At 59.1% G+C, this 21402-nt stretch carries 24 protein-coding genes; 7 read left to right on the forward strand and 17 right to left on the reverse strand.

Going from position 1 to position 21402, the window contains the following annotated elements:
* Positions 1-23 precede the first annotated feature (23 nt).
* Positions 24-917, forward strand: a complete 894-nt coding sequence (locus tag JJB74_RS22845; protein ID WP_200595779.1) for a L,D-transpeptidase Cds6 family protein — start codon at positions 24-26, stop codon at positions 915-917.
* Positions 918-966: 49 nt separating this feature from the next.
* On the opposite strand, the gene JJB74_RS22850 is transcribed toward JJB74_RS22845, so the two are convergent.
* Positions 967-3342 (reverse strand): GspE/PulE family protein, encoded by a 2376-nt coding sequence (locus JJB74_RS22850; protein ID WP_234484780.1) that lies wholly within the window; start codon positions 3340-3342, stop codon positions 967-969.
* A gap of 317 nt (positions 3343-3659) precedes the next feature.
* Between JJB74_RS22850 and JJB74_RS22855 the strand changes: the two genes are divergently transcribed.
* Positions 3660-4136 carry a glycine zipper 2TM domain-containing protein gene (locus JJB74_RS22855; protein WP_200595780.1) on the forward strand — a complete coding sequence of 159 codons (477 nt, stop codon included), beginning with the start codon at positions 3660-3662 and terminating at the stop codon, positions 4134-4136.
* A gap of 90 nt (positions 4137-4226) precedes the next feature.
* Here JJB74_RS22855 and maiA read toward each other — a convergent pair whose 3' ends face one another.
* Both maiA and JJB74_RS22865 read right to left on the reverse strand, forming a co-directional pair.
* A complete protein-coding gene (gene maiA / locus JJB74_RS22860) occupies positions 4227-4889 on the reverse strand; it encodes a maleylacetoacetate isomerase (RefSeq protein WP_200595944.1) in 663 nt (220 codons plus the stop codon).
* A gap of 5 nt (positions 4890-4894) precedes the next feature.
* A complete protein-coding gene (locus JJB74_RS22865; RefSeq protein WP_200595782.1) occupies positions 4895-5590 on the reverse strand; it encodes a fumarylacetoacetate hydrolase family protein in 696 nt (231 codons plus the stop codon).
* 166 nt (positions 5591-5756) lie between these two features.
* Here JJB74_RS22865 and JJB74_RS22870 point away from each other — a divergent pair, with 166 nt between their 5' ends.
* A complete protein-coding gene (locus tag JJB74_RS22870) occupies positions 5757-6065 on the forward strand; it encodes a YkvA family protein (RefSeq protein ID WP_200595784.1) in 309 nt (102 codons plus the stop codon).
* On the opposite strand, the gene JJB74_RS22875 is transcribed toward JJB74_RS22870, so the two are convergent.
* From JJB74_RS22875 to JJB74_RS22900, 6 genes are all read right to left on the reverse strand, one after another.
* Positions 6066-6794: an ABC transporter ATP-binding protein gene (locus JJB74_RS22875; protein ID WP_200595785.1), complete on the reverse strand. Its 729-nt coding sequence runs from the start codon at positions 6792-6794 to the stop codon at positions 6066-6068.
* Positions 6791-7564: an ABC transporter ATP-binding protein gene (locus JJB74_RS22880; protein ID WP_200595787.1), complete on the reverse strand. Its 774-nt coding sequence runs from the start codon at positions 7562-7564 to the stop codon at positions 6791-6793. Before JJB74_RS22880 ends, JJB74_RS22875 begins: the two co-directional genes overlap by 4 nt.
* Positions 7565-7579: 15 nt before the next feature.
* The gene (locus JJB74_RS22885; protein WP_234484781.1) at positions 7580-8773 is read right to left on the reverse strand and encodes an ABC transporter permease subunit; all 1194 of its coding nucleotides are present in this window, start codon (positions 8771-8773) and stop codon (positions 7580-7582) included.
* An 8-nt stretch (positions 8774-8781) separates the two neighbouring features.
* Positions 8782-9711 carry a branched-chain amino acid ABC transporter permease gene (locus tag JJB74_RS22890; RefSeq protein WP_200595791.1) on the reverse strand — a complete coding sequence of 310 codons (930 nt, stop codon included), beginning with the start codon at positions 9709-9711 and terminating at the stop codon, positions 8782-8784.
* An 80-nt stretch (positions 9712-9791) separates the two neighbouring features.
* Entirely contained in the window at positions 9792-10757 is a 966-nt protein-coding gene (gene ispH, locus JJB74_RS22895) for a 4-hydroxy-3-methylbut-2-enyl diphosphate reductase (RefSeq protein ID WP_200595793.1), read from the reverse strand.
* A 10-nt stretch (positions 10758-10767) separates the two neighbouring features.
* Positions 10768-11196: an FKBP-type peptidyl-prolyl cis-trans isomerase gene (locus JJB74_RS22900; RefSeq protein WP_407672406.1), complete on the reverse strand. Its 429-nt coding sequence runs from the start codon at positions 11194-11196 to the stop codon at positions 10768-10770.
* A gap of 145 nt (positions 11197-11341) precedes the next feature.
* Here JJB74_RS22900 and radC point away from each other — a divergent pair, with 145 nt between their 5' ends.
* The 3 genes from radC to rpmG all read left to right on the forward strand — a co-directional run bounded on the left by radC (position 11342) and on the right by rpmG (position 12570).
* Positions 11342-12016: a RadC family protein gene (gene radC, locus JJB74_RS22905; protein WP_200595945.1), complete on the forward strand. Its 675-nt coding sequence runs from the start codon at positions 11342-11344 to the stop codon at positions 12014-12016.
* A gap of 125 nt (positions 12017-12141) precedes the next feature.
* Complete coding sequence (gene rpmB, locus JJB74_RS22910; protein WP_200595796.1) at positions 12142-12378, forward strand: 50S ribosomal protein L28; 237 nt, start codon at positions 12142-12144, stop codon at positions 12376-12378.
* A gap of 21 nt (positions 12379-12399) precedes the next feature.
* Positions 12400-12570: a 50S ribosomal protein L33 gene (gene rpmG, locus JJB74_RS22915; RefSeq protein ID WP_200595798.1), complete on the forward strand. Its 171-nt coding sequence runs from the start codon at positions 12400-12402 to the stop codon at positions 12568-12570.
* 155 nt (positions 12571-12725) lie between these two features.
* On the opposite strand, the gene JJB74_RS22920 is transcribed toward rpmG, so the two are convergent.
* From JJB74_RS22920 to JJB74_RS22945, 6 genes are all read right to left on the reverse strand, one after another.
* Positions 12726-13922 (reverse strand): DesA family fatty acid desaturase, encoded by a 1197-nt coding sequence (locus tag JJB74_RS22920; protein ID WP_200595800.1) that lies wholly within the window; start codon positions 13920-13922, stop codon positions 12726-12728.
* 97 nt (positions 13923-14019) lie between these two features.
* Positions 14020-15357, reverse strand: a complete 1338-nt coding sequence (locus tag JJB74_RS22925) for a mechanosensitive ion channel family protein (protein WP_200595803.1) — start codon at positions 15355-15357, stop codon at positions 14020-14022.
* Between the two features lie 78 nt (positions 15358-15435).
* Positions 15436-16692: an RsmB/NOP family class I SAM-dependent RNA methyltransferase gene (locus JJB74_RS22930; RefSeq protein WP_200595804.1), complete on the reverse strand. Its 1257-nt coding sequence runs from the start codon at positions 16690-16692 to the stop codon at positions 15436-15438.
* Positions 16689-17327 carry a phosphoribosylglycinamide formyltransferase gene (gene purN, locus JJB74_RS22935; RefSeq protein ID WP_200595806.1) on the reverse strand — a complete coding sequence of 213 codons (639 nt, stop codon included), beginning with the start codon at positions 17325-17327 and terminating at the stop codon, positions 16689-16691. The genes JJB74_RS22930 and purN overlap by 4 nt, the downstream gene beginning before the upstream one ends.
* A 71-nt stretch (positions 17328-17398) precedes the next feature.
* Positions 17399-17818: a barstar family protein gene (locus JJB74_RS22940; RefSeq protein ID WP_200595947.1), complete on the reverse strand. Its 420-nt coding sequence runs from the start codon at positions 17816-17818 to the stop codon at positions 17399-17401.
* A gap of 48 nt (positions 17819-17866) precedes the next feature.
* Positions 17867-18241, reverse strand: a complete 375-nt coding sequence (locus JJB74_RS22945) for a ribonuclease domain-containing protein (RefSeq protein ID WP_200595808.1) — start codon at positions 18239-18241, stop codon at positions 17867-17869.
* 184 nt (positions 18242-18425) lie between these two features.
* Here JJB74_RS22945 and JJB74_RS22950 point away from each other — a divergent pair, with 184 nt between their 5' ends.
* Positions 18426-18725 carry a hypothetical protein gene (locus tag JJB74_RS22950; protein ID WP_200595810.1) on the forward strand — a complete coding sequence of 100 codons (300 nt, stop codon included), beginning with the start codon at positions 18426-18428 and terminating at the stop codon, positions 18723-18725.
* Between the two features lie 89 nt (positions 18726-18814).
* Here JJB74_RS22950 and ggt read toward each other — a convergent pair whose 3' ends face one another.
* Together ggt and JJB74_RS22960 are read right to left on the reverse strand one after the other, a co-directional pair.
* Positions 18815-20623, reverse strand: coding sequence for a gamma-glutamyltransferase (ggt, locus tag JJB74_RS22955; RefSeq protein WP_407672407.1), 1809 nt, complete (start codon positions 20621-20623; stop codon positions 18815-18817).
* Positions 20620-21378 carry a 3-hydroxyacyl-CoA dehydrogenase gene (locus JJB74_RS22960; RefSeq protein ID WP_200595812.1) on the reverse strand — a complete coding sequence of 253 codons (759 nt, stop codon included), beginning with the start codon at positions 21376-21378 and terminating at the stop codon, positions 20620-20622. Before JJB74_RS22960 ends, ggt begins: the two co-directional genes overlap by 4 nt.
* Positions 21379-21402 lie beyond the last annotated feature (24 nt).

Here is a 21402-nt window from a genome sequence, read left to right on the forward strand (position 1 = left end):
AAACCGCGGAAATCTCGAAATTGATGCGCAACGGGCAGTATGCGGAAGCGATGAGCCGCATTGATGCCGCCCTGACAAGCAAGCCGAACGATCCGCGTCTGCGCTTTTCCAAGGGCATGCTGCTGGCGCAGCAGAACAAGTCGACCGAGGCCATTGCGGTGTTGCTGAAACTGACCGAAGACTTCCCCGACCTGCCTGAACCCTACAACAATCTCGCGGTGCTGTACGCCGCCAACGGTCAATATGAAAGCGCCCGCATCGCGCTCGACAAGGCGATTGCGAACAACCCTTCCTACGGCACCGCTTACGAGAACCTCGGCGACGTGTATGCCGAGTTGGCGCGCCAATCCTACGACAAGGCAGTAAAGATGGATGCCGCCAATACCACGGCGAAGACCAAGATGGCCCGCCTCGGCGGTGCGCCGGCGGTGACACAGGTAGCACACTCCGCACCGGCAGCCAAACCGGCCGCGGTCGCAGTGAACCCAGCGCCGACGCCAACGAGCGTCAAGCCGGTCGGGGAAAAGACCCCCATCGACAAGTCGGCGGAGAAAACACTGGCAGCCGACGCCGGAAAGCATGGGCAAGATGACGTGCTGGCGGCAGTCAGAACCTGGGCCCGTGCCTGGAGCGCGCGCGACATGAAAGCCTATCTAGGCGCCTACAGCGACGACTTCAAGACACCGCGCGGGCTGACACATGAGGCGTGGGTAAACGAGCGCACCGCGCGCATCACGGGCAAGAAGCAGATCCGCGTGGATATCGAGGCGCCCGAAGTCAGGATGGACGGCGACAGCGCCACCGTGAGCTTCCGCCAGCTGTTCAAATCCGATCGCTTGACCGCTACCGATCGGAAAACGCTGGTACTCGTCAAGCGCGACGGCCAGTGGCGCATACGCGAGGAACGCGCAAGCTGAATACGCTCTAGCAAACCATCCTTGGCGGGAACTCCCCGCCACTCCCGGATCAGATGGTGCGGATCTGATCCCAGTCGGTATGGCCCTGCAGGACTTTCTGTATGCCGTCCTGCCGCATGGTGATCATGCCTTCCGCCCTCGCCTGCCGGACGATCTCTTCAACATTGGCGCCGGCGAGGATCTTGCGCTTCACCGCGGGACTGTTTCTCAGCAGCTCGTGCACGCCCAGGCGTCCCTTGTAACCGCTGCCATCGCATTCCTCGCAGCCGCAGGCGCGGCGCAACACGATGGCGCCACTGCGGTCGCCATGCGCGCTGCGCCATTCGGACAATACCTGCGCCGGATCGAGCTCGGTGTCGGCACAGTATTCCTGCGCCAGCATGTCCAGTTCCTCCCGGGTCGCGACCGAGCTTGTGCGGCAGGCGGTGCACAGGCGCCGCGCCAGCCGCTGGCCGACCACACCGAGCAGGGCGTCTGCGAAATTGAAAGGATCCAGCCCCAGGTCGAGCAGACGCACGACGCTTTCCGCGGCGCTGTTGGTGTGCATGGTCGACAGCACCAGATGGCCGGTCAGCGATGCTTCGATCACAGTCTGCGCGGTTTCCTTGTCGCGGGTTTCACCAACCATGATCACATCCGGATCGGCGCGCAGGAAGCTGCGCAGCACCGTCGCGAAAGTCCAGTCGATGCGCGGCTGCACCTGCACCTGGCGCAGGCCTTCCTGGGTAATCTCGACCGGGTCTTCCACCGTCCAGATCTTGCGGTCCGGCGTGTTGATGTGAGACAGGATCGAATGCAGCGTCGTGGTCTTGCCTGAGCCGGTCGGGCCGCACACGAAGAACAGGCCGTGCGAGCTTTCGGCGATCTTGCGGATGCCGTCCAGCGCGTAGCCGGACAAACCCAGGTTGTCCATCGGCACCGCCTTGGGTTCGGCGAGGACACGCATCACCACGTCTTCGATGCCTTCGGTGGTCGGCATGGTCAGCACCCGCAACTCGATGCGAGCCGGGCCGAACTGGGAGAAATCGAGCTTGCCATCCTGAGCGCGGCGTTTTTCCGAGATGTCGAGCCGGCTCATGATCTTCAGCCGGGATACCAGCGCATTGCGGAAGTTGGCCGGAATCTCGGAATACAGCTGCATGCGGCCATCCTTGCGAAAGCGCACCCGGGTCGGCCGATTGCCCTTCATGTTTTCAATGTGGATGTCCGAGGCGCCTTCATCATGCGCATCCATGATGATCTTGTTGACCAGGCGCACCAGGGTATTGTCCGAGTCGGATACATCGTCGAACTGCGGCGCCGTGATGGCCGGCGTGAGATCGACGCTGCCGAGCTCGAACACCAGGTCTTCCATGGTCTCGCGCATGCCCTGGGTGCCGTAATACTTGCGGATGGCCGAGGCGAGGTCGTCGGAGGAGGACATGACCGGATCGATCTTCAGCTTGGTCGCAAAGGCCAGCGACTGCACCGCTTCCGCATCCAGCGGATTTTCCATGGCCACCACCAGGCGCGATTCGGTCCGGTACAGGGGCATCACCTGATGCTTGCGCACCAGGTCGGGTGGCACTGCCTTGATCAGATTGGGATCGAAATCGAACTTGCGCAGCACCACCATCGGGATGCCGAGCTTCTGCGCCAGCACGCGCCGCAATACATCGCGGCTGACCACGCGCATGTCGACCAGGATCTCGCCAAGATGGATCTTCCGGTCCTTCGCCTGCAGATCGAGCGCTGCCTGCAATTGCTCGCCGTTGATCAATCCTTCCTGCAGCAGCGCCTCGCCCAGCCGCATGTGCGGCATTTCCCGCTGCGCCTGCAACGCCTTTTCGATCTGCTCCTGAGTGACGATATGCTGCTTCTGCAGATAGTCACCCAGCCGCTGGGCACGTAATTCCTCCTGTCGCTTCAGGCCCTGCTCCAGCTTGTCCGGGGATAGCAAGTTCTCATTGACGAGCAGGCTTCCAAGCTGGTCGCCGATGCGGTAGCTCACGATCGCGCCGCTGGGAATGAACCAGCGCTGGACATCGGCGCCGTAACTGCACAGGAACAGGAACAGCCCGACCTCCTGGTGCACGCAGCCCAGCGTTTCTGCGATCAAACTTTCGCCATTGCGGAATTCGATATTGCAGCGCTGACGCAGCGCTGCCGAGGTGGGCTGCATGCCGGCGGCATTCAATTCCAGGCGCTTCAGGACGATAGCTCTGGACAAGCGCAGGCTCTTGATCTCGGCGAAGGTGAACACGGCAGCCGCGGCAGCGCCCTTTTCCTGGAAATGCAGGCGTTGCTGCTCGGCATCGAAGGCAACCAGCGCACCCTGCTTGCGCCGTCCGTCTTCAAGCAGGAGTACACCAGGTTCAGCTTCTGCGTGCGGCAGGGAATCTGCATCGAAATGCGGCGGGATCGGCCAATCTATCGTGGAAGTCATCGGGAAAGTCGCTGCGGCTGTGAGACTTGGGAAAAGCAGTGGCAAACTGGCTGTTACTTTACATCAAGTCCAATGGCACTGCGCCGATAGGCGAACAAATACGACTAAGAGAGAGCTGATCGAGCAGAAAACTGTTGCTGGTAAATGCATGTAACAAGGATCGCCTTACGGACCTTGCCAGTCTTACCATCCTCGAGTTGCATGCCATTCACAACCCGACCCGTGTGTGTCCATGGAGCGGCGATGCCACGGTGCGATGGCGTACAGACAATATTCCGTGCCGCTCGTACGCTTATCGTATTGCCTCAGGAGGAACCATGAACATCCAACGCTTCAGCATCGTTTCGCTGCTGGCCGCTTCCGCGCTCGTCGCGGGCTGCGCCGCGCAAGGCCCGGGCTACTATCCTGCACCCGCCACTTCGGCAACCTATCCGCCGCCTGCCAGCCAGGGACGCTACGCGGCCTATGGCGTCGTTGATTCGATCCAGGTGGTCAATACCGGCGGTGGCGGCGGCATCGGCGCGGGTGCGCTGATCGGCGGTGTGGTTGGCGGCATTCTTGGCAATCAAGTCGGCGCCGGAACCGGCCGCGGTGTCGCAACGGCAGCTGGTGTCGTTGGCGGCGCGGTTGCCGGAAATCAGATCGAGAAGAATGCAAAACCGCAGGGCACCGCATACCAGATCGGTGTGCGCATGGATAACGGTACTTACCAGACCTTTACACAGGAATCGGTTGGCGACCTGAATATCGGCAATCGAGTACGGATTGATAACGGCAGGGTGTATCGCTACTGAAATCGCTCGCCTGATTCAGGCAGAAACGAAAAAGCCGCAGGCGCTCAACGCTTGCGGCTTTTTCGTTTCTACGACTCGACGAGCGCGCCGCTATTCCGCATCCGGCTGCTGCGCCGGCGTTGCCCGTTCAAAGGCTTCCAGCCGCATGCAGGCGTCGAAAATGCGCAGCACGGTAGGCATGCCGGACAGATCGCAATCGACGCGGCGCGCATTGAATATCTGCGGCACCAGACAGCAATCGGCCAGGGACGGCGCATCGCCATAGCAGAATTGCCCAGTGCGATGATCGCCCGACAAACGCGCTTCCAGGGCTGTCAGTCCCTGCATGCACCAATGCCGGTACCAATCGTTCCGGGCGGCTTCCTCGAGCTTCAGTTCACGCGACAGATAACGCAATACCCGCAAATTGTTGAGCGGATGAATGTCGCAGGCAATTGCCAGCGCCAATCCGCGCACATGGGCACGATCGACCGCAGAGGACGGCAGCAGCGGCGGCTGCGGCTGGGTTTCCTCCAGGTATTCGATGATCGCCAGCGACTGCGCCAGCGCCGCCTGGCCATCGTTGTCGGCGCCATCATCGATCAGTGTCGGCACCAGTTTTTCCGGGTTGAGCGCGCGATAGGACTCGCCATGCTGTTCGCCGCCGGAGCGCAGCAGGTGGACCGGGATGGTGTCGTAGTCCAGGCCCTTCAGATTCAGCGCGATGCGCACCCGAAAGGCGGCGGAGCTGCGGAAATAGGAATAGAGCTTCAGGCTCATCACGCAACCTTCACGCGCAGGCTGCCGAGCTTGTCGACTGTGCCTTCGAGCAGGTCGCCCTTCTGCACCGCGCCGACACCCGCGGGCGTGCCGGTATAGATCAGGTCGCCGGGCTGCAGGACGAAGTAGCGGGACAGGTGTTCGATGATTTCCGGCACCTTCCAGATCAATTGGTTGATATCGCCGCTCTGGCGCCGCGCGCCGTTCACCTCGAGGCTGATGCTGCCCGACTCGATCAGGCCGGTCTGCGCGATCGGATGAATCGGGCCGATCGGCGCGGAATGCTCGAAACCCTTGCCGGTATCCCAGGGACGCCCCTGTTTCTTCGCTTCGCCCTGCAGATCGCGTCGCGTCATGTCCAGGCCGATCGCATAGCCCCAGATATGCGCATTCGCATCGGCAGCCGCGATATCGCTGCCGCCCTTGCCGATGGCGACCACGAGCTCGATTTCATGGTGCAGGTCGGACGTCAGCGGCGGATACGGCATGTCGCCGGTTGCGCCGTCGGGCACAACGACTAGGGCGTCAGCTGGTTTCAGAAAGAAGAACGGCGCTTCACGGCCGGTATGGCCCATTTCCTTCGCATGCTCGACATAGTTGCGCCCGACCAGGTAGACCCGATGCACGGGGAAGAACTGCTGGCTGCCGACCACCGGGATCGCGGCTTGCGGAGGTGGCGTAAAGACATATTCCATGTTCGCTCCTTGAAATAACCGCCCGATTATCGCAGCTCATCGGGATTGTTGCTTCGTCATCGGTTTCGGTGCGTTACAAAAAACCCCGGGAGCTGCGCTTTAAATGCGCCGCTCGTCCCCAGATAGGGTGCATGCGCGGCCCAGCCGCATTCGCCAGGAGACATTCATGCTTACCCGCCTGCGCCGCATTGCCAGACTCGCTGGCAGCGAAATCACTGTGCTCTGGTTTGCCTGCCGTCACCCGGCTACGCCTGCGGCCGTGAAACTGGCGGCCCTGCTGCTGGGCTTGTACGTGATCAGTCCTATCGATCTGATTCCGGATGCGATTCCCGTTCTCGGCTGGCTCGACGACGCCACCCTGCTCGGCTTCGGCATTCCGGCGCTGCTGCGTTTTCTGCCGGCCGAGGCGCTTGCCGATTCGCGCATCGCCAGCGAACGCCTGCTGTCGCGCTTTGCGTTCTGGCGCCGCGCCTGATCAGGCTTCTTCGCCGAGATAGGCTTGCCGCACGCGGGGATCGTCGAGCATCGCGCTCGCTTCCCCGCTCATGCTGATGGCGCCGGAGTCCATGACATAGCCGCGGTGCGCCGCCTGCAGCGCCATGCGCGCGTTCTGCTCCACCAGCAGGATGGTCACGCCCTGCGCCGACACCTCGCGCACGACTTCAAAGATGCGCTCGACCATCAGCGGCGACAGGCCCATTGACGGCTCATCAAGCAGCAACAGCTTCGGATGGCTCATCAGTGCCCGGGCCATCGCCAGCATCTGCTGTTCGCCGCCGGACATGGTGCCGGCGAGCTGGTTGGCTCGTTCGCGCAGGCGCGGAAAAATGCCGAACCATTTGTCGATGTCCGCTTCGATTCCCGCCTTGTCATTGCGGCTGTAGGCGCCCATCAGCAGGTTTTCCCGTATCGTCATGCGCGCGAATACGCCCCTGCCCTCCGGCACCATCGCCAGGCCCCGCTTCACCAGCGCGAACGAGCTCAGGCCATGAATCGGCGCGCCGGCATAGTCCACATGGCCAGCAATGCGGCATTGCGGCAGGGTGCCGGTGATCGCTTTCAAGGTCGTCGTCTTGCCGGCGCCGTTCGCGCCGATCAGCGTCACCAGTTCGCCTTCGCGCACCTCGAGATCGATACCCTTGACGGCCTGGATGCCGCCGTAGGCAACCGAGAGTCCGCGTACCTGCAATATCGGCGTCGTCATGCGTGACCTCCCGCGCCCAGATAGGCTTCGATGACCGCCGGGTTTTTCTGCACCTCGGCTGGCGTTCCTTCGGCAATCGGCTTGCCGTAATCGAGCACCGTGATGCGGTCGCACAAGCCCATGACGAGTTTCACGTCATGTTCGATCAGCAGGATGGTCTGGCCGTTGGCCCGTATCTTCAGCAGCAATTCGCGCAGTCCCAGTTTTTCGGTGGCATTCATGCCGGCCGCCGGCTCATCCAGCGCCAACAGCACCGGATCGGTCGCCAGCGCGCGGGCGATTTCCAGCCGGCGCTGGTCGCCGTATGACAGGTGGCGCGCCGTGCGCGCGGCGAACTGGCCGATGCCGACGAAGTCCAGCAATTCCTGCGCACGCTTGCGGATTGCCGCTTCCTCGGCGCGCGCGGCACGGTGGCGCAGGATCGCGCCTAGCACGCCCTGGTGCGTGCGCACATGCCGGCCGACCATGACGTTCTCCAGCACTGTCATTTCGCCGAACAAGCGTATGTTTTGAAAGGTTCGGGCGATGCCCGCCCGAGCCACCAGGTGCGGCGCGGAAGGTGAATACGCGCGGCCGTTCAGCTCGAAACTGCCGCCATCCGGCTGATACAGGCCGGTGATCACATTGAAGAAGGTGGTTTTGCCGGCGCCGTTGGGGCCGATGAGGCCATAGATCTGGCCACGGGCAATGCGCAAGTCCACGCCGGACAAGGCTTGCAGGCCGCCGAAACGCTTGCTGGCGCCGCTGATGCTGAGCAGGTTTTCCGTCATTGCTGGCTCCTGTCGCTAGGCCGAGGCCACGCCGGTGGACGGCGCCGGCTTGTCAACATCGGCATCCGGACGGTCTTCCATGCGCGGTGCAGGCCACAGCCCGGCGGGACGATTCAGCATGATCAGCACCATCGCCAGGCCATACAGCAATTGGCGCAGCACTTCGGCTTCGATGAGCACCTTGCCGAACACGGCCATCTGCACCGGCTCGACCGTGTGCCGCAGCACTTCCGGCAGCGCTGCCAGGATGACGCCGCCGACGATCACGCCGGGGATGTGCCCGATGCCGCCGAGCACCACCATGGCCAGCACCGCGATCGACTCGGTCAGCGAAAACGATTCCGGCGACACGAAACCCTGGAACGCGGCGAACATCACGCCGGCGATGCCGCCGAAGGAAGCGCCCATCGCAAAGGCCAGCAGCTTCACATTGCGGGTGTTGATGCCCATGGCCTTGGCGGCGATCTCATCTTCGCGAATTGCCACCCAGGCGCGTCCCAGCCGCGAATGCTGCAGGCGGTAGGACACAAACACCGTCAGCAGGCACAGCAGCAGGAACAGGAAATAGTAGGCATTCACCGAAGGCATGGACCAGGGCCCTATGCTGACCATCCCGGCATCGCCGGCCAGCGACACGCCGACGATGTGGATCGGGTCGATCATGTTGATGCCCTGCGGACCGTTGGTGATGTTGACCGGTGCATTCAGGTTGTTCATGAAGATGCGGATGATCTCGCCAAAGCCGAGCGTGACGATGGCGAGATAATCGCCGCGCAGCTTCAGCGTCGGCGCGCCGAGCAGTGCGCCGAACAACGCTGCCACCAGCGCCGCCAGCGGCAGGATCAGCCACAGCGACAGATGGATGCCCTGCTGCGCCACCTCCGGACCGAAGGCGCTGATCAGCGCCTGCCCGAGCGCCGGATATTCATTGACGAAGGATTCCAGCACCGCAGCGAACTGCGGCGAGGCGAGCAAACCGGCGAGATAGGCGCCGAGCGCATAGAACGCGATGTAGCCGAGATCGAGCAAACCGGCGAAGCCGACCACGATGTTCAGCCCCAGCGCCAGCATGATGTACAGCAGCGCCAGGTCCATGATGCGCACCCAGGAGTTGCCGTAATTGGCGGCCACAAAGGGAAACGCGAGGACGATGATGGCCAGAATCAGCAGCGACAGCCGGCGAGCTCCCGGCGAAGACGATTTTTTCATGCCGCGCCTCATGCCCGGTCAGCGACGCGCTCGCCCATGAGTCCGGAAGGACGCAGGGTCAGCACCAGAATCAGCACGAGAAAAGCGAAGATATCCTGGTAGTTGCTGCCGAGGAATCCGTTCGTCACATCGCCGATGTAGCCAGCGCCCAGGCTTTCGATCAGCCCGAGCAAGATGCCGCCGAGCATCGCGCCGTAGATATTGCCGATACCGCCCAGCACCGCGGCAGAAAATGCCTTCAGACCGGGAACGAAACCCATCGCAAACTGCGCCGAGGCATAATTCGCCCCCCACATCACCCCGGCCACCGCTGCGAGCGCCGCGCCGACAGCAAAGGTGAAGACGATCACCCGGTCGGCATTCACGCCCATCAAGCCGGCGATACGCGGATTTTCCGCGACGGCGCGCATCGCGCGGCCCATGCGGGTGCGTTCCACCAGGAGTACCAGCAGGATCATTGCCGTTGCCGCCAAGGCCAGCAGCAGGATTTGCGTTTGCGTGATCAGCGTGCCGAACAGATGCAGTGGCTCGGACGGCATCACCTGCGGAAACGGCAGCGGATTGCGGCCCCAGACGATCATGGCCAGCGTCTGCAGCAGGATGGATACGCCAATGGCGGTAATCAGCGGCGCCAGACGCGGCGCATTGCGCAGCCGCCGGTAGGCAATGCGCTCCACCAGCACATTGACGATTATGCAGACAGGGATCGCACCGACGATTGCAATGCCGAGCTTCAGGATGCCGGGCAATCCCGGCGCCCAGGACTCGACGGCTTTCAGGATGGTCAGGCCGGACATCGCCCCAATCATGAGAATTTCACCATGAGCGAAATTGATCAGGTTCAGTACGCCATAGACCATGGTGTAGCCAAGCGCAATCAACGCATACATGCTGCCCAGAACCAGGCCGTTGACGATTTGCTGGAGAAATATTTCCATATTTTTATCGCGAGGTCGGTGACATGCGGCGGCGCGCGTTTGGCAACGGTGCCGGTTCTGCTAAAGAAAACGCGAGCGGTTTATTCACCAGCCACGCCGCTGAGTCCCTTGGGCAGCGGGAAAGTAACGTTTTCTTCGACGCCATCCAGTACACGCACGCTGCGTGCGCCGTAGCTTTTCAGCTGATCGATTACCGCCTCAACCAATACTTCAGGCGCGGACGCACCGGCGGTCACACCGATGCGACGCTTGCCGTTCAGCCACGCGGGGTCGATTTGCGCGGCATTATCGACCATGTAGGCGGCCGCGCCCTTCTTTTGCGCAACTTCCCGCAGCCGGTTGGAATTGGAACTGTTCGGACTGCCCACGACGATCACCACATCGACCTGCGGCGCCATGAACTTCACGGCTTCCTGGCGGTTCGTGGTGGCATAGCAGATGTCGCCCTTCTTGGGCTCGGCGATATTCGGAAACCGCGCCTTGAGCGCCACGATGATTTCCGCCGTGTCGTCCACCGACAGCGTGGTTTGTGAGACATAGGCCAGCATGTCTGGATCCTTGACCTTCAGCCGATCGACGTCAGCAGCGGTTTCCACGAGATGCATGCCTTCATCCACCTGGCCCATGGTGCCTTCGACCTCGGGGTGCCCCTGGTGGCCGATCATGATGATTTCGCGACCTTCGCGGCGCATCTTGGCGACCTCGACATGTACTTTGGTGACCAGCGGGCAAGTCGCATCAAAAATCTTCAGGCCACGTTCCTGCGCCTCCTGCTGCACCGCGCGCGATACGCCATGCGCCGAGAACACCACCGTATTTCCGGCCGGGACATCATGCAGTTCCTCGATGAAAATCGCGCCCTTGCTGCGCAGGTCATTGACGACGTAGGCGTTGTGAACGATTTCATGGCGCACGTAGATCGGCGCACCGAATTGGGCGAGCGCTCGCTCAACGATTTCGATCGCACGATCCACGCCGGCGCAGAAGCCACGCGGCTGCGCCAGCAGAATTTCTTGTTCCATATTCGATTCCAGGGAGGAGTGCATGCGCTCTCGTTCAGAGAACGCTGATGATGCGAACTTCAAAGGTAATAGTCTGGCCGGCAAGCGGATGATTGAAATCGAACAACGCACTGTCTTCATTCATTTCAAGCAGTACACCGGCGAATTTGCCGCCGCCCGGCGCATTGAATTCCACCAGGTCACCTATGCGGTATTCCTCACCAAGCTGAGATTTTTCCCGCAGTGTGTCGAGCGACACGCGTTGTATCAGGTCCGGATTGCGTTCACCAAAGCCCTCTTCCGGCGACAGCGTGAAGGTTTGCTCAGTGCCTTCCGGCAGCGCAAGCAGCAGGCGCTCGAGGAAGGGAGCGAGTTGCCCGCTGCCCATTTGCAGCGTCGCGGGTGTGCCGTTGAAGGTAGTGACGATATCGTTGCCATCCTGCGACGCCAAGCGGTAATGCAGCGTCAGGTAGGAAGAAGGCATCACGAGAGCTTGTGGTAGATTTTCCATGAGAAAACAATACGCAAACGAATCCGTCATTCTAAGCTACCCAGCACCTTCGCGCCGAACTCTGGCGAGCATCCTTCCCCACTGCCTGTCCTGTCGTTCAATCTTTGAAAGAACCGCCATGCGCATATCAGACTGGCCGGAATCCATGCGTCCTCGTGAAAGACTCATCGGTAAAGGCGCTCATACCCTGTCCGATACGGAATTGCTAGCCATCTTCTTCAGAACCGGCCTTCCTGGCAAAAGCGCGATCGATCTGGCGCAGGAAGCGCTTTTACACTTTGGCTCACTGAACCGACTGTGTTCGGCATCGCTGGATGAGTTTTGCCGTATCGATGGCTTGGGACCGGCGAAATATTCGCAGTTGCATGCAGTGCTCGAGCTAGCACGGCGCACGATGCACGAGGACATGGAAAACCAACTTGAACTCTCCAGTTCATCGGCCGCGCGCGACTACCTGCGCATGCGCATGGCGCGGCTGCCGTATGAAACATTTACAGTGCTGTTCCTCGATGTGCGTAATCGCCTGATCGCTCATGAAGAAATGTTCCGCGGCACGCTGACGCATACCAGCGTTCATCCTCGTGAAATCGTGCGCATGGCGTTGCGACACAATGCAGCATCCGTGATTCTTGCGCACAATCATCCGTCAGGCTGCCCGCAGCCGAGCCAACATGATCGCGAACTGACGCGCATGCTGAGCAGCGTGCTAAGCCTGATGGATATCAAAGTCCTGGACCATTTCATCATTGCCGGCCGCCACTTCCATTCGTTCGCCGATCACGGTGAATTGTGAATTCAAATGTTAAATCCCAAGAATGAACATGACACAATTATTTTTCGCAAGTAATTGATACATCTACGGTTTTTCTATATACTCGCGGTTTTTCCAATTTCTGGAATATTCAAAGGAGTGTAGCCATGGCACGTGTTTGCCAAGTCACCGGGAAAGGGCCGATGGTCGGCAATAACGTTTCCCATGCCAACAACAAGACCAAGCGTCGTTTCCTGCCGAACCTGCAGCGTCGTCGCATCTTCGTTGAATCCGAAAATCGCTGGGTAACCCTGCGTCTGACCAATGCCGGTCTGCGCGTCATCGACAAGATCGGCATCGACGCCGTGCTGGCCGATATGCGCGCCCGCGGCGAGAAAATTTAATCCCCGAATAAAGGAAGCATCATGGCGACGAGCAAAGGCCGCGACAAGATCAAGCTGGAATCGACTGCAGGTACCGGTCACTTCTACACCACCACCAAGAACAAGCGCACGATGCCGGAAAAAATGGAGATCATTAAATTTGATCCCAAGGCACGTAAGCATGTTCCTTACAAGGAAACCAAGATCAAGTAATTGATCGAATTGATGATCAATTTGATCATCAACTTGGTTTTCAATAGCCCGCCTCATGGCGGGTTTTTTATTGTGCAGTTATTTCCAAGTCGATATGCAGCTAAACAAAAAGGCCCGGAGATCCGGGCCTTTTGTCTGGCAACTTCTAGCTACGCTCAAGCATAGCTTCGCAGACGCGTCGCAAATTCCTGTAGGGAGCGAATTCCCGAGGATTCGGCACGATGGCACCAGTCTTGCAATTGATGCAGCAATTGTTCGCTGGTCGAATGAGACCGATCCCAAAGCACACTCAATTCCGCGCGCATTTCATGCATCGTCTTCAGAGCCTTGCTGTGCGCAAGAAATTCACTTAATTGCTGCTTTTGCGCACCAGCCAACTTGGCGGGCTCCTTCTGCAGCAACTTGCGCACTTTGCGCGGCGAATAGCCATGCGCGTTCAGTGGGTCGCGCAAATTGACAACTTCCTCGCGCCAAGCATGCTTAATCGATTTGGCATATTTCGCCATCACGTCGTAGCGGTTGGAAACAATCGAATGCAGCGTTTCAAGATCCGCCACCGACTTCTGACGATTGAATTTTGGCGCCGGAGCAATCTTCTTGACCTTCGCCAGTCCACAGCCTTCCAGAATACGGATATACATCCAACCAATATCAAACTCATACCATTTGGACGACAGCTTGGCCGAAGTGCCGAAAGTATGGTGATTGTTATGCAGCTCTTCACCACCGATCAGGATGCCAAGTGGGAAGATGTTTGTCGCTGCATCATTGCAATCGTAATTGCGGTACCCCCAGTAATGACCAATGCCATTGATAATGCCCGCCGCTGTAACCGGGATCCACAGCATTTGCACGGCCCAGACAGAGAGTCCAAGAATGCCGAAAAGCGCCAGATTAATAATGAGCATCAACGAGATGCCGAGTGCGCTGTGCTTGGTATAAAGATTGTGTTCGAGCCAATCATCCGGCGTGCCATGACCATACTTATCCATGGTCTGGGCATTTTTGGATTCCGCGCGATAAAGTTCAGCGCCTTCAAACAGCACTTTGGAAATTCCGCGGGTAATGGGGCTATGAGGATCTTCTTCAGTCTCGCATTTCGCATGATGCTTGCGATGAATCGCGGCCCATTGCTTCGTCACCATGCCGGTGGTCATCCATAACCAGAAACGGAAGAAATGACTGGGAATCGCATGAAGATCGAGGGCACGGTGCGCTTGGCAGCGATGCAGATAGATCGTCACCCCCGCAATGGTGATGTGCGTAACGACCAGGGTATAGATGACAATCTGCCATCCGGTCGCGCGGGTCAGCCCATTGGACAGAAAATCCAGAACTGCATTCAGAATCATCAAAACTCCAGAGTGAAAGGCCAAGGACAGTGTTCCTTCGCGGCCATGATCATAAAACAGGATGCTGCATCGATGCGCACTACGGCGCATGAAAATTTTAAGCTGTTTGCTGCTCTGCCAGCTTCTTCCCGGGCGATAGTCGCTCGGACAAAGCTGCATGCGATACCCGAACCTCACGTTGTGGATAAGCGACATTCACACCGCGCAGTTGCAATTCCTTCCATATCGTCCGGTTCACTGTAGAAAGCAAATTACCCCTTCCATTCTCCGGATCCTGGATCCAGAAACCGAATTCCAGTTCGAGGCCGTCAGCGCCAAATTTCAACAACAAACCGTGTGGCGGAGGCTCCGCACACACCCGCGGGATACGAGCCACGACGTCGACCAGCGCTGGAATGAGTTGTTCGACATCAGTGTCGTAACCCACTGTCACCTGCGTCGCAATACGCAAGCGTCGATCCGACAAGGAATAATTTTGGACCAGGCCAGATACCAGCATTTCGTTGGGTACGACCGATTCAATGCCATCCAGACTACGCACTACGGTGTAACGGGTATTGATTTGGGTTACCTGCCCATAGGAGTTGCCCACATTCACCATATCCCCAACAGCAAGACTCCGCTCCAGGAGAATGACAAAGCCAGATATATAACTGCTGACGATTTTTTGTAAACCAAGGCCTATACCTACACCTAATGCGCCGCCAAAGACGGAAAGTACGGTTAGATCAATACCGGCAAGGGATAAACTTACCAGAATCGCAAGAACAATCAGCGTTGCCCGTGCACTGCGCGCCAAGACTGTGCGAATGGAAGAGTGGACGCTATCCATGCGCATCAGACGTTCTTCGAGCACCGCGCCAGACCAGAGCGCCATAATTAGCGTCGCGCCTATCGCCAGACCGGCTTGCAACATCAGCAACAGCGAAATTTCATGTCGTCCAACCGGAATGACGGTGTCATCGAGGTAGGCCAGCAGATTTGGCCACATGCCAGTGATATAAACCGCAAACCCCAGCCAAACGATGGTTGCAAATGCCCTTTCGAAGAGAAATAGGACATTGCCGGACTGGCCATTTCGCAAAAAGATGCGACGCAACGCGTAGAAGACAAGACGGATAAGTGCGAAGGCGCCGAGCAGAGGCAGCGCCAATTTGAATAGATTGACATGCTGCCATTTTGCAAGGACCGGCCGGACCAGTGCGATGATCGCTAAGGCCAGCAAGGGCCATGCGACTGGGCCAAAGCTGGCCAACACCGGTCCGGGACGACTCGACGGTTTGCTCTGAGGCTTCCACAGCTTGCCCACCGCATGCGTTAGCCCAAAAGCAATACCGATAGATCCGGCAATCACCAAGATTTGCCAAAGAACGTTCGGATTATGCAGATCTGCCCAAAGCTCCGGCCATGACAACGCATGCGCTCCGTGTCTCATGTTTGCTTCCAGCAATGAATGAATCGCCGCCGGGTGACGAGCTCCGCGAAGACGCTCATCGCAATACATCCGCAGCGATTACTGACGGCGTTCCAACACCGCTGCGAAAAAGCCGTCCGTATTATGAACCTGCGGCAACAGTTTCAAATAATTTTCCATTTCTAGCGGAATGCCCTGCTCTTCAAGCACCTGCTTCACCGGCACCAACTGGAACGCGGAGTGAGTGGCAAGAAAACGTTCGACGATCGCTTCGTTTTCTTCAGAAAGAATGCTGCAAGTCGCATAGACCAGTCTGCCGCCCGGCTTTACCAGACGGGATGCGCCGGAAAGTATCGAAAATTGCTTTTCATTCAGTTCGGCGATCGCTTGCGGCTGCATACGCCATTTCACATCAGGATTGCGGCGCAAGGTACCAAGTCCACTGCATGGCGCATCGACCAGCACACGGTCGATCTTGCCTGCCAGTCGTTTTACCTTTGCATCGTTTTCATGGGCAATCACCGTCGGATGTACATTCGACAAGCCGCTGCGCGCGAGTCGCGGCTTCAACTTGGCAAGCCGTTTCTCTGACACATCAAAAGCATATAGACGGCCGGTATTGCGCATGATTGCACCGAGCGCCAGCGTTTTGCCTCCAGCGCCGGCGCAAAAGTCCACAACCATTTCACCGCGTCTTGCGCCCACAAGCTGGGCCAGCACCTGACTGCCTTCGTCCTGCACTTCGATGCCGCCGCTCTTGAAAATGGGTAGGTTCTGCAGCGCGGGTTTCTTGTAGATGCGCAGCGCTGAAGCTGCGTAGGGGGGAAGTTCACATTGCAGCGGCACTTTTGCAAGCTCGGCAATGGCCTCTTCCCGGCTGACCTTTAGGATGTTGACCCGCAAATCGAGTGGCGCGGGAGAATTCAGCACGCGCGCCATCTTTATAACGCCATCTTCGCCGACATCCTGAGCCAGCTTCCGGTACAGCCATTCGGGCAGATTTGCCTTCAGCTGCGGCTGCAGCGCCTCTCTATCGACCCGGATCACGCGTTCCAGCCATGCGGTCTCCTCCGGCGACAAGCCGGATATCGCTTCCACGCCGGCCACATCGGCCAATCCAAGCAGAACCAGGCGGCGCATTGCCGGTCCTGTGCCGGATTCAGCGAAATTCGTATAGACGAGCTTGTTGCGCAACACAGCGTAGATCGATTCAGCGATCATGCCGCGCTCGCGGCCGCCCAGACGCGGATGTTCACGGAAATAACGGGAAAGCGTGCCATCCGCAGGACCAGTGAAACGCAATACTTCGCGCAACACTTCTTCGGTATGACTTACAACAGCGGGGGGCAATCTCATGCGACTTCTTTCTTATCCAAATGTCTCGCCACATCGGCGAAGACGACACGGCCGTTCTCCATCCTGTATGTGCCGTCGATGAACTCGCGCACTGCCTGCGGATACAGGCGGTGCTCCTGCTCCAGCACGCGAGCGGACAGGACGTCCTCGGTATCGCCCGGCAAGACCGGTACAGTCGCCCGGGCTACTGTTGGGCCGTGATCGAGTTCAGCGGTCACGAAATGAACGGTGGCTCCATGCTCTTTCACTCCAGCATCGAGAGCGCGCTGATGCGTATGCAAGCCTGGAAAGTCGGGCAACAGCGAGGGATGAATATTGAGCATGCGTCCCTTGTAGTGAGCCACGAAATCGGGCGTCAGTATGCGCATGAATCCGGCCAGAACGACCAGATCGGGCGTGAATCGATCGATCGCTTCACGCAGATCGGCATCGAAGCTTTCACGCGTCGTGTACTGCTTGCTGGGGATGACTTCTGTGGCAATGCCATTGTTGCTGGCATATTCCAGGCCTGCAGCATCAGAGCGATTACTGATAACCGCGACAATCTGCGCCGGCCATTGCTCTTCGCGGGCGGCGCGCACGATTGCTTGCATATTGCTGCCGCGCCCGGAAATCAGGATGACTATTCGTTTCATGGCGCGCATTGTACCGTACGCGTGCAGCCGCCTTTCCGAGCCCGGCGAAAGAACGGACAGTGGATGCGAAATTACTGGAACGAATAAAACACACGAAACGGTACTTTTTTCTCCGCCCAGAAATCCGCAGCATCCCTGAACACGTCGAGCAGTGTTTCGCGCGCTTCGCGGTCGAACTTCGGTGCATTTGGCAGTTGTTCGAGTACCACGAGGAAACCGAATTGCTTTCCGGACTGATACACCAGGCTTGTCAGACAGTCGGAAAGCGCATCGTAGTTCTTGCCGAAATGACGTGGGAAGTGAAATGCCTCAGCAATGGTCGTTAAGACTTGCTGCTTCGTTAAGGCATTGCCGCAGTAGGCGTAAAGGAAATGCTGGCCAAGACGTATCGCTTCGGCCTGGAGATCAGGTGTGCGAAACGCGCGTATCGATTGCACCACGTTAGGCGGCACGGTTCGAATAAGGCTGGAATCTCCGGGCGCTTCAAGCATCGGCGGCTGACCTTTTTCCTCGACTCTAAGATGGTAGATATTCACGTCTTACTCTCTGATGCGCCGGAAGGACGCATAGTGGTCATCGGTGTAATAGTATTCCGTCGGCGCGGCCGGATCGCCGCCAGTAATAATGCGCCTGGCACCGCGCCCCCTCTCACCCCGGGTCTCAACAGTGAACTCACGATAATACCCGCGCTTCCGTTCCGGTAAAAGCCTTTCATAATTGCCAAAAATTGCGCCGTCCTTGGGATAGGGATAAGGGCCGCCCTGTTTTATTAGCTTGACAGTACGTTGGGCTTCGAACGGCAGCGCATTGATATCTACACCTGGCAGGCGCGTGTTCTCCCTGGCGAGCGCGACAGAGCACAAAAGCCAAGTCAGCAATACCGCCAGGACTCGTTTAACAATATGAGCATCCATAACGACGGGGAATTCTTGATGGAAAAGGTGAGAAACGAATGCTAGCGTATCGTTTCGTTTCCACGAATGCAACATTCGAGCGCAGATACATCCCGTTGCACTTTTTACCCAGCCTTTGCCGAGATTTTCTTAGCAAGCGAAGACGATTGCGGCTTTAATACAAGCATCAAACGAGGAGATCGCTATGCGTACATTGTTTCTTTCTGGCATTGCAGCATTAGCCTTCAGTGTCTACGCACCCATTGCCAGCGCGCATGACCATGGCGGAGTACGCTGGTCGGTAAACATCGGTGTGCCGGGCCCGGTGGCATATGGTCCGCCTGCTGTGTATCAACCGGCACCGGTCTACGTTGCGCCACAGCCGGTGTACGTCGCTCCGCGTCCGGTCTATGTCGCGCCGGCCGCCCCGGTGTATTACTCGTATCCGTCGTACTATGGTCAGGGTCGATGGCATCACCACCATCACCATCACTATCGCTACTAAGCAGCGTCGAAGCCGCCCGACGAGCTTTAGCACTTCGACAGGAACCATAAAGAGTTTGGCGGTACGGTCGTTGGCCATTGTGTTTTTAACTAGTCACCGCGTACGCTGCCCTCTCGGCGTGGATCGGCGGCGCCAAACCACATGTCTCCTTCCTCGACATGAATACGCATGATGCCCTGGAGGCCCGAGGTTTGCTCGGACAAGCGGATGTCATGCCCCTTGCGCTTCAGCGCCTCCACCAAGTTCTCGGAAACACGACCGGCTTCCAGCTCGGTCGGGCCGTTGCGGCTTCCAAAGTTCGGCAAATTGATCGCCTTCTGCAAATCGAGCCGCCACTCCAGTACGCCAACCAGGGTCTTCGCAACGTAGTTGATGATATAGCTGCCGCCAGGCGAACCAAGCGACATCACGAATTTTCCCGTATCCCGCTCGAATACCATGGTCGGCGCCATGCTGCTGCGTGGACGTTTTCCACCTTCCACGCGATTGGCCACCAAGCCATTTTCGTCGGCATAGGCATAAGAAAAATCGGTCAGTTCATTGTTCAGCAGGAAGCCGTCTACCATCTGGCGTGATCCGAACGCGCTTTCCACCGTCGTCGTCATTGCCACCGCATTGCCATCGGCGTCGACTATGGAAATATGCGAAGTCGATGGCAGTTCGGGCGACACGCCATCCGCCCAGGCGGACCGTACCCCTTCCGGAACCCCGGCCTTCGCCTTGCCCATCGACATCGGTCCAATCAACGCCGCTCGCTGCGCCAAGTACTCGGAATCCAGCAAGCTTGCGATCCCACCCGGCATCGGTGCGAAATCGGGGTCGGCGACATAGCGGTTGCGATCCGCGAACGCCAGTCGGCCGGCTTCGGAAAACAGGTGCACCGCCTCGGGATCAAGTCCATCGGCGCGCGGCGGATGCTGCGCAATGTCGGTGTGGGAAAGAATGGCCAGCATTTGTGCGACCGCCAGTCCGCCCGAAGATGGCGGTGGCATGCCGCAAATGCGCCAGACTCGGAAATCACTGCACAACGCCTCGCGCTTGCGCGGTTTGTAGGCGGCAATGTCCGCAGCGCGGAGCAACCCAGGATTATCAGGATGGCTCCGTACCTTGGCTTCAATATCTTTCGCGATCCGACCCCGGTAGAACGCATCAGCCCCCCCCTGCGCCACCTCGCGCAGGGTTTGCGCCAGCGCCGGATTGCGCAGCACATGCCCGACCGGCCATGAATTGCCTTGCCGGTCGAAGAAATACGCGGCTGCCACCGGGTCCTGGCGCAGATACGGATCTTCGCGCACCAGCTTGGCCAGCCGCGGACTGACGGCAAAGCCGTTTTCAGCGAGCACTATCGCCGGCTGAAACAGCTCGCGCCAAGGCAGCCGCCCGTATTCCCGGTGCGCCATTTCGAGCATGCGCAGTACCCCCGGTGCGCCGACCGAACGCCCGCCAATCAATCCTCGATAAAAAGGCAGCGGCTTGCCACGCTCATCAAGGAACAGTTTTTCATTTGCGGCCGCCGGCGCGGTTTCCCGACCATCGTAGGCGATGAGCGACTTTCCATCATGGAGCATCAGGAAGGCGCCGCCGCCCAGCCCTGAAGACTGTGGCTCCGCCAGGCCCAGCACCAGCTGGGTGGCAATCGCCGCATCCACGGCTGATCCACCCCGCTTCAGGATCTGGTAGCCCGCTTCGCTGGCCAGCGGATTGGCCGCGGCCACCATGAATTTGCGCGCCAGCCATCCCGGCTTTTCGACGTAGCCTGAACCAGCTTCCGGCGCGGCGTCCGGGGTGATAACGGTCGCGTGTTCGACAGGCGGCGCCGCGCAAGCCGACAGCAGCAGCGCGGCGAGTCCGGCAAGCAGCCCGGTCGCGAGGCTGCGTGGCAAGGTCCTGCGTGTCACTTCGGCTGCATGCGGATGGCCCCGTCAAGGCGAATGGTTTCGCCGTTGAGCATGACGTTTTCGATAATGGTTTTCGCCAGGTGCGCGTATTCCTGCGGCTTGCCCAGCCGCGGCGGGAACGGCACCATGCGGCCGAGCGCATCCTGGACTTCCTGAGGCATACCGAGCAGCATCGGTGTCTCGAAAATGCCCGGCGCGATCGTCATCACGCGAATGCCATTGCGCGACAGATCGCGCGCCATCGGCAGCGTCATGCCGACCACGCCGGCCTTGGATGCCGCATACGCCGCCTGGCCGATCTGCCCGTCATAGGCGGCAACCGAAGCGGTATTGATGATCACACCGCGCTCGCCTTGCTCACTGGGTTCGGTCTTCGACATCGCGTCGGCGGCAAGCCGAGCCATGTTGAACGTCCCGATCAGATTGATGTTGATTGCACGCTGAAAGGCGTCAAGCGGATGCGGCCCGTCCTTGCCGACTGTCTTGACCGCCGGCGCGATGCCAGCGCAGTTGATAAGGCCGCGCACGCTGCCCAGGGCCAGCGCCGCATCGACAACGGCCTTGGCGTCTGCCTCGGAGGTCACATCGCAGCGTTGAAATTTGCCGCCGAGTTCAGCAGCCAGCTTCTCGCCCGGTTCCGCCTGCACATCCGCAAGCACGACTTTGCCGCCATTTTCCGAGATCATGCGCGCGGTCGCCGCACCGAGTCCGGAAGCACCACCGGTGATGATGAAAACATTGCCCTGGATTTGCATCTTGCCGTCTCCTCATGAGGAAAA

This window comes from Noviherbaspirillum pedocola (assembly GCF_016632335.1).
Lineage (GTDB): Bacteria > Pseudomonadota > Gammaproteobacteria > Burkholderiales > Burkholderiaceae_D > Noviherbaspirillum_A > Noviherbaspirillum_A pedocola.